We start from the raw sequence: 8,474 nt of genomic DNA, 5'->3' as shown, positions 1-8,474 counted from the left end.
GCCCCGCCCCGGTTCGCCCCCGGAATGTCCCGATCCGCGCTCGMTCCGCGCTCGATCCGCGCCCGGACACCGACCGAGCCCCCGCTCCCACAGCCGGGTGCGGGACACTGTCCACAGGCCGCCTCTACGATCCGTGGGGAAAGCCTGTGAGAGGTGACACTCGTCCACAGGGCAGAGAAGGGGAACCAGCCGATTTCCCGACGCGTGGATACGATCAGTAAGCAGTACCAGGACGACAACGACGGAGGAGGTGCCCCATGGGAGTGATGAAGCGTTTCGAGCAGCGTCTCGAAGGTCTGGTCAACGGCACCTTCGCCAAGGTGTTCAAGTCCGAGGTCCAGCCTGTCGAGATCGCCGGCGCGCTCCAGCGCGAGTGCGACAACAACGCGCAGATCTGGAACCGCGAGCGGACGGTCGTCCCCAACGACTTCATCGTGGAGTTGAGCGCGCCGGACTACGAGCGCCTCAGCCCCTACTCGGGTCAGCTCGGCGACGAGCTCGCCGGCCTGGTCAGGGACTACGCGAAGCAGCAGCGGTACACCTTCATGGGACCGATCAAGGTCCACCTGGAGAAGGCCGAGGACCTGGACACGGGTCTGTACCGCGTACGCAGCCGCACCCTGGCGTCGAGTACGTCACAGCCGCAGCCGCCCACCGGCGGCCAGCAGCCCCACCAGCAGCAGGGCCAGGGACAGGGCCGCGGCGGATACGGGTACACGGCCACCGGCCGGCGGCCGCGACCGGAGGCCGTCCCGCGGCCCCCGGCCCCGGTACGCACGGGGGAGCGGGCGGTCAGGTCCGCCGCTGGATCGAGATCAACGGCACCCGCCATCAGATCTCCCGCCCGACCCTGGTCCTCGGCCGCAGCACCGACGCGGACGTGAGGATCGACGATCCCGGCGTCTCCCGCCGGCACTGCGAGATCCGGACCGGAACGCCCTCGACGATCCAGGATCTGGGTTCCACCAACGGCATCGTGGTGGACGGGCAGCACACCACCCGCGCTACGCTCCGCGACGGCTCGCGGATCGTCGTGGGCAGCACCACCATCGTTTACCGGCAAGCCGAAGGGTGAAGCGGGGGCAATGTCAGAGCTGACCCTTACGGTCATGCGGTTGGGTTTCCTGGCCGTTCTGTGGCTGTTCGTCATCGTGGCCGTGCAGGTCATCCGCAGCGACCTCTTCGGTACGCGGGTCACCCAGCGCGGTTCGCGGCGCCAGGAGGCGCGACCTCAGCAGCAGCAGGCGCGGCAGGCCGCCGCGCCGCCGCAGCAGCGTGGCCAGCAGAGCGCGGGCGGTGGGCGGCAGCGCCGCGGCGCCCCGACCAAGCTGGTCGTGTCCGAGGGCACCCTCACCGGCACGACCGTCGCCCTCCAGGGGCAGACGATCACGCTGGGCCGGGCCCACGATTCGACGATCGTGCTGGACGACGACTACGCGTCCAGCCGGCACGCCAGGATCTACCCGGACCGGGACGGTCAGTGGATCGTCGAGGACCTCGGGTCGACGAACGGCACGTACCTCGACCGGGCCCGTCTCACCACCGCTACACCCATTCCGCTGGGCGCGCCGATCCGCATCGGCAAGACCGTCATCGAGCTGCGGAAGTAGTGCTACATCATGAATAGGCGCGAGCGGAGCGAGCGAGTCGGGACGGTCCCCGCCACAGTCCGTGGCGCGGCCCCGACCGGAGCGACTGAGGCGACCGGCGTGACCGGAGCGACCGGAGGGTGGGCAGTGTGGGTCGAGACCGGCTGTACCCCGATGCAGCGTCGACAGGGCAGGTGCGCATGACTCTGTCCCTGCGATTCGCCGCGGGCTCGCACAAGGGCATGATCCGCGAGGGGAACGAGGACTCCGGCTACGCCGGGCCCCGACTCCTCGCGATCGCCGACGGCATGGGCGGCCAGGCCGCCGGCGAGGTCGCCTCCTCCGAGGTGATCTCCACCCTCGTCACGCTCGACGACGACGTGCCCGGCTCGGACATCCTCACCTCGCTCGGCACGGCCGTGCAGCGCGCCAACGACCAGCTCCGGATGATGGTCGAGGAGGACCCGCAGCTGGAGGGCATGGGGACCACGCTCACCGCCCTGCTGTGGACCGGCCAGCGGCTCGGTCTGGTGCATGTCGGCGACTCGCGCGCCTATCTGCTCCGCGACGGTGTGCTGACCCAGATCACCCAGGACCACACCTGGGTCCAGCGGCTCGTCGACGAGGGCCGGATCACCGAGGAAGAGGCCACCACCCACCCGCAGCGCTCGCTCCTCATGCGCGCGCTCGGCAGCGGCGACCACGTCGAGCCGGACCTCTCCATCCGCGAGGTCCGCGCCGGCGACCGCTACCTGATCTGCTCCGACGGCCTGTCCGGCGTGGTGTCGCACCAGACGCTGGAGGACACCCTCGCCAGCTACCAGGGCCCACAGGAGACCGTGCAGGAGCTGATCCAGCTCGCGCTGCGCGGCGGCGGCCCCGACAACATCACGGTGATCGTCGCCGACGTCCTGGACGTCGACGGCGGCGACACCCTCGCCGGCCACCTCAGCGACACCCCGGTCATCGTCGGCGCGGTCGCCGAGAACCAGGCCGCCCAGCTGAGCGACGGCGGCGCGATGCAGACCCCGGCCGGCCGCGCCTCGGGACTCGGCCGCCCCGCCCCGCACCAGCAGCAGCCGCCCGCCGGCGGATTCGGCCCGCCCGGAAGCGGCGACGAGGGCCACGGCTACGGCGGGATGCCCCCGCAGGGCTCCTTCGAGTCGTACACCGAGGACGACTTCGAGAAGCCGCGCAAGGGCCGCAGGTGGCTGAAGCGCACCTTCTTCCTGATCCTCGTCCTCGCGCTCATCGGCGGCGGCCTCTACGGCGGCTGGCGCTGGACGCAGACCCAGTACTTCGTCGGGTCCAAGGACCAGCACGTGGCCCTGTACCAGGGCATCAGCCAGGACCTGGCCTGGGTGTCGCTGTCGAAGGTCGAGAAGGACCACCCCGAGATCGAACTCAAGTACCTCCCGGCCTACCAGCAGAAGCAGGTCGAGGACACGATCACGGGCGGCAGCCTCGCGAAGGCCGAGACGAAGATCGCCGAGCTGGCGGTGCAGGCCTCCGCCTGCAAGAAGACCGCCGAGCGCCGCGCCGCCGCCGAGAAGGCGGCCGACCAGGCCAGCAAGCCGCCGGCCGACGGCGCCACCCCCGACCCCAAGCCCACCACAGCCGCTCCGACCCCGGGTCCCACCCTCACCGCGGAGGAGCAGAAGCTGGCCTCGAACTGCGGCAAGCAGTAAGCACCCGTAGGGGGCCTTTCACCACCATGAGCGTTGTCACCAACACGACCACCATCGGCGCGATCGAGGCGCCGAGCCGCCGCAACACCGAGCTGGCGCTGCTGGCGTTCGCCGTCATCATCCCGGTGTTCGCCTACCTCAACGTGGGCCTGGCCATCGACGGCAAGGTCCCGGCCGGCATGCTCGGGTACGGACTCGGGCTCGCGCTCCTGGCGGGCGTCGCCCACCTCGTGGTGCGCAAGTGGGCCCCGTACGCGGACCCGCTGCTGCTGCCCCTGGCGACCCTGCTCAACGGCATGGGCCTGGTGCTGATCTGGCGGCTGGACCAGTCGCCGCGGCTGATCGCCCTGGCGAAGCGCCAGTACGGCGCGTTCAGCGCGTCCGCGCCGAACCAGATGATGTACTCCGCCATCGGCATCGCCATGTTCGTGGGCGTGCTGCTGCTCCTGAAGGACCACCGGGTCCTCCAGCGGTACACGTACATCTCCATGGTCGTGGCGCTCGTGCTGCTGCTGCTCCCGCTCGTCCCCGGCCTCGGCGCGGACGTCTTCGGCGCCAAGATCTGGATCCGCGTCGGCGGCTTCTCCATCCAGCCCGGCGAGTTCGCCAAGCTGGTCCTGGCGGTCTTCTTCTCCGGCTACCTGATGGTGAAGCGGGACGCGCTGGCCCTGGCCAGCCGCCGCTTCATGGGGCTCTACCTGCCGCGCGGCCGTGACCTCGGCCCGATCATCACGATCTGGGCGGTCAGCCTCCTCATCCTGGTCTTCGAGAACGACCTCGGTACGTCGATGCTGTTCTTCGGCATGTTCGTGATCATGCTGTACGTGGCGACCGAGCGGACCAGCTGGATCGTCATGGGTCTGCTGATGGCCGTCGCCGGCGCCGTGGTCGTCGGCTCCACCGCGAGCCACGTGCAGTCCCGTGTGGCGGCCTGGCTCGACCCGTTCGAGTGCCTGAAGACGGCGCCCCCCGGCACCAACATGGCGTACGCCTGTGACCAGATGACCCAAGTGCTGATGTCCTTCGGCTCCGGCGGCATCCTCGGCACCGGTCTCGGCCAGGGCAACTCTGACCTGATCCAGTTCGCCGCGAACTCCGACTTCATCTTCGCCACCGTCGGCGAGGAGCTCGGCCTCGCCGGTGTGATGGTCTTCCTGCTCCTCTACGGGCTGATCGTCGAGCGCGGCATCCGCACCTCCCTCGCCGCCCGCGACCCCTTCGGCAAGCTCCTCGCGATGGGCCTCTCCGGCGCGTTCGCGCTCCAGATCTTCGTCGTCGCCGGCGGTGTGATGGGCCTCATCCCGCTCACCGGTATGACGATGCCGTTCCTCGCGTACGGCGGATCCTCGGTGATCGCCAACTGGGCTCTGATCGGCATCCTGATCCGGATCAGCGACACCGCGCGCCGCCCGGCGCCCGCGCCCGCCCCGTCCCCCGACGCCGAGATGACCCAGGTGGTCCGTCCGTGAACAAGCCGCTGCGCCGGGTCGCGATCTTCTGCGGCCTGCTCATCCTCGCCCTGCTCGTGCGGGACAACTGGCTCCAGTTCGTCCGTGCCGACGAACTGAACGCGCACCCGAAGAACACCCGCGTCCGGATCGAGCGCTACGCCAACGAGCGCGGCAACATCATCGTGGACGGCAAGCCCATCACCGGCTCGGTCGACTCCGGCGACGAGTACTTCAAGTTCAAGCGGACCTACATCGACGGCCCCATGTGGGCCCCGGTCACCGGCTACGCCTCGCAGGCCTACGACGCCAACCAGATCGAGAAGATCGAGGACGGCATCCTCACCGGCAACGACGACCGGCTCTTCTTCGACCGCACGCTCGCCATGTTCACCGGCGACAAGAAGAAGGGCGGCGACGTCGTCACCACCCTCAACGGGGCCGCCCAGAAGGCCGCCTTCGAGGGCCTCGGTGACAAGACCGGCGCCGTCGTGGCCATCGAGCCGTCGACCGGCAAGATCCTCGCGCTCGCCTCCACCCCCTCGTACGACCCCTCCTCGTTCGCCGGCTACTCCACCAAGGACGAGAAGGCCTGGGTCGCCCTCGAGAAGGACAAGAACAAGCCCAAGCAGAACCGCGCGATCCGTGAGATCTACCCGCCCGGCTCCGTCTTCAAGGTCGTGACCGCCGCCGCCGCCCTGGAGAACGGCAAGGTCAAGGACATCGACGCGAAGACCGACACCCCCGACGGCTGGAAGATCCCCCTCTCCAACAAGGAGATGATCAACCACGCCCAGGGCTGCGCCAACGCCAGCCTGAAGCGCGCCCTCGACATCTCCTGCAACTCGGTCTTCGCGAAGCTCGGCGACGACGTCGGCGTCGAGAAGATGAACGAGATGGCCGAGAAGTTCGGCTTCAACGCCGAGCAGTTCACCCCGGTCCGCTCCTCCGCCTCCGTCTACGACAAGAAGGCGGACCGCGGCGGCAACGCGCTCTCCTCCATCGGCCAGTTCAACACCGCGACCACCCCGCTCCAGATGGCGATGGTCACGGCGGCGATCGCCAACGACGGCAAGCTGATGAAGCCGTACATGATCGACGAGCTGCGCGCCCCCAACGTCGACCTGCTCAAGAAGACCGAGCCGGAGGAGATGAGCCGCCCGGTCTCGCAGGAGAACGCGCAGCTGCTCCAGGAGATGATGGAGAGCGTCGTCACCAACGGCACCGGCGGCAACGCCGACGTGAACATGGACGGCGTCAAGGTCGGCGGCAAGACGGGTACGGCCCAGCACGGCGACAAGAACGCCAAGCGCCCCTACGCCTGGTTCATCTCGTACGCGAAGACCGACCAGGGCTCCCCGGTCGCGGTCGCCGTGATCGTCGAGGACTCGGCCGGCACCTCGCGTGAGGACATCAGCGGCGGCGGCCTCGCGGCCCCCATCGCGAAGGCCGTGATGAAGGCGGTTCTGAAGACCCGGAGCTGACGTCCCGGCTCCGTTCATGCCACGTACCGGTCAGGTATCAGCTACCGGCCCCGGGCGGAACGTCTCCCCGGGGCCGGTACCGTATCCGCGAACAGCACACACCGCCGGACCACCCATGGGTGCGGTCGGGACAGACGGAGAGGGCTGGATTAGCTATGGAAGAGCCGCGTCGCCTCGGCGGCCGGTACGAGCTGGGCTCGGTGCTCGGCCGTGGTGGCATGGCCGAGGTGTACCTCGGACAGGACACCCGGCTCGGCCGCACCGTCGCCGTGAAGACGCTGCGGGCCGACCTGGCCCGCGACCCGTCCTTCCAGGCCCGGTTCCGCCGTGAGGCACAGTCCGCCGCCTCGCTGAACCATCCGGCGATCGTCGCGGTCTACGACACCGGCGAGGACTACGTCGACGGGGTCTCCATCCCGTACATCGTGATGGAGTACGTCGACGGTTCGACCCTGCGTGAGCTGTTGCACTCCGGGCGCAAGCTGCTCCCCGAGCGCACCCTCGAGATGACGGTCGGCATCCTCCAGGCACTGGAGTACTCGCACCGCGCCGGCATCGTGCACCGTGACATCAAGCCGGCGAACGTCATGCTGACGCGCACCGGCCAGGTCAAGGTCATGGACTTCGGCATCGCGCGCGCCATGGGCGACGCCGGCATGACCATGACGCAGACCGCCGCGGTCATCGGCACGGCCCAGTACCTCTCCCCCGAGCAGGCCAAGGGCGAGCAGGTCGACGCCCGCTCCGACCTGTACTCCACGGGCTGCCTGCTGTACGAGCTCCTCACCGTCCGCCCCCCGTTCATCGGTGACTCCCCGGTCGCGGTCGCGTACCAGCACGTGCGCGAGGAGCCGCAGCCGCCGAGCAACTTCGACCACGAGATCACGCCCGAGATGGACGCCATCGTCCTCAAGGCGCTGGTCAAGGACCCCGACTACCGCTACCAGTCCGCCGACGAGATGCGCGCGGACATCGAGGCCTGCCTCGACGGCCAGCCGGTCGCGGCGGCCGCCGCGATGGGCCTGGGGATGGGCATGGCGGGCGCGCCCGCGTACGGCGGAGGGTACGGGGGCTACCCCGAGGACCAGCCGACGACGGCGCTGCGCCAGGCCGACCCGGCGGGCCAGACCTCGATGCTGCCCCCGATCAACGCGGACGACGGCGGCTACGGCTACGACGACCGCCCGGACCGCCGCCGCGGCGGCCCGAAGAAGTCGAACACCTCGACGATCCTGCTGGCCCTCGCGGGCATCCTGGTGCTGGTCGGCGCCATCTTCATCGGTGTCTCGCTGTTCGACAAGAAGGACGGCACCCGCCAGGTCACCGTCCCGCAGCTGGTCGGCCAGACCGTCGCGGTCGCGACGGACCGGGCGGCCAACGCGGAGGTGAAGATCCAGGAGGCCGGCACCGAGCGCTGCGACCAGCCCAAGGGCACGATCTGCCGCCAGGTGCCGGTCGCGGACAACATCGCGAAGATGGACACCGGCAGCACGATCCAGGTGTTCGTCTCCGAGGGCGCCCCGCTGGCCGAGGTCCCGGACGTGCAGGAGCAGTCCCAGGAGCGCGCCGAGAAGACCCTGAAGGACAAGGGCTTCAAGGTGAAGGTCGAGCAGGAGGAGTCCGACGAGGACCCGGGCACGGTCCTGCGCCAGAACCCCGACGGCGGCACCAAGGCGGAGCGGAACTCCGAGGTGACGATCACCGTCGCGAAGCAGAAGCTGCTCCAGCTCCCCGACGTGAAGACGCGGAGCTACGACCAGGCCGTCCAGCAGCTGAACGGGGTCGGCTTCACCAACATCACCAAGGAGGACGTCGACTCCGACCAGCCCGCGGGCACCGTCGTCGACCAGACTCCGCAGGGCCCCTCGGACCAGTCCAAGGAGACCCAGATCACGCTGAAGGTCTCCAAGGGCCCGCAGCAGACGCAGGTCCAGATCCCCGGCGGCCTGACCGGTAAGCCGTTCAAGGAGGTCAGGGACGCGCTGCAGGCCCTGGGCCTGACCGTCGTCCAGAAGGGTTCGGACAAGGAGGACGCCATGGTCCTCAGCACGAACCCGCCGGAGGGCTCGACGGTTCCCACCACGCAGCCGATCACCGTCATGACGCTCGGCGGCGGGGGCGGCGGAAACAACGGGAACGACGGCAACGGCGACAACGGGGACAACGGCGGCGGCATCGGCGGCATCTTCGACTGACGCCCGAGCAGTAGCACGCGGGAACGGGGAGGGCCCCGGCAACCACTGGTTGCCGGGGCCCTCCCCGTTC

General features: G+C 69.5%; 5 protein-coding genes and 1 pseudogene. All 6 read left to right on the top strand.

Annotated elements, in window-relative coordinates; all coding sequences use genetic code 11:
- The first annotated feature begins 257 nt into the window (after positions 1–257).
- Positions 258–1,075, top strand: a pseudogene (locus EAO70_RS14565) (FhaA domain-containing protein).
- Positions 1,076–1,085: 10 nt separating this feature from the next.
- Positions 1,086–1,610, top strand: a complete 525-nt coding sequence (locus EAO70_RS14560) for an FHA domain-containing protein (protein ID WP_148003379.1) — start codon at positions 1,086–1,088, stop codon at positions 1,608–1,610.
- 179 nt (positions 1,611–1,789) lie between these two features.
- Positions 1,790–3,277 (top strand): Stp1/IreP family PP2C-type Ser/Thr phosphatase, encoded by a 1,488-nt coding sequence (locus tag EAO70_RS14555; RefSeq protein WP_148003378.1) that lies wholly within the window; start codon positions 1,790–1,792, stop codon positions 3,275–3,277.
- Between the two features lie 26 nt (positions 3,278–3,303).
- Entirely contained in the window at positions 3,304–4,746 is a 1,443-nt protein-coding gene (locus EAO70_RS14550; protein ID WP_148003377.1) for an FtsW/RodA/SpoVE family cell cycle protein, read from the top strand.
- Positions 4,743–6,209, top strand: coding sequence for a peptidoglycan D,D-transpeptidase FtsI family protein (locus tag EAO70_RS14545; protein ID WP_148003376.1), 1,467 nt, complete (start codon positions 4,743–4,745; stop codon positions 6,207–6,209). Before EAO70_RS14550 ends, EAO70_RS14545 begins: the two co-directional genes overlap by 4 nt.
- A gap of 155 nt (positions 6,210–6,364) precedes the next feature.
- Positions 6,365–8,404 (top strand): Stk1 family PASTA domain-containing Ser/Thr kinase, encoded by a 2,040-nt coding sequence (gene pknB / locus EAO70_RS14535; protein ID WP_148003375.1) that lies wholly within the window; start codon positions 6,365–6,367, stop codon positions 8,402–8,404.
- Positions 8,405–8,474: the final 70 nt, after the last annotated feature.

Source organism: Streptomyces sp. adm13(2018) (assembly GCF_008042145.1).
GTDB lineage: Bacteria > Actinomycetota > Actinomycetes > Streptomycetales > Streptomycetaceae > Streptomyces.
This window is presented reverse-complemented; position numbering and strand designations above follow the sequence as displayed.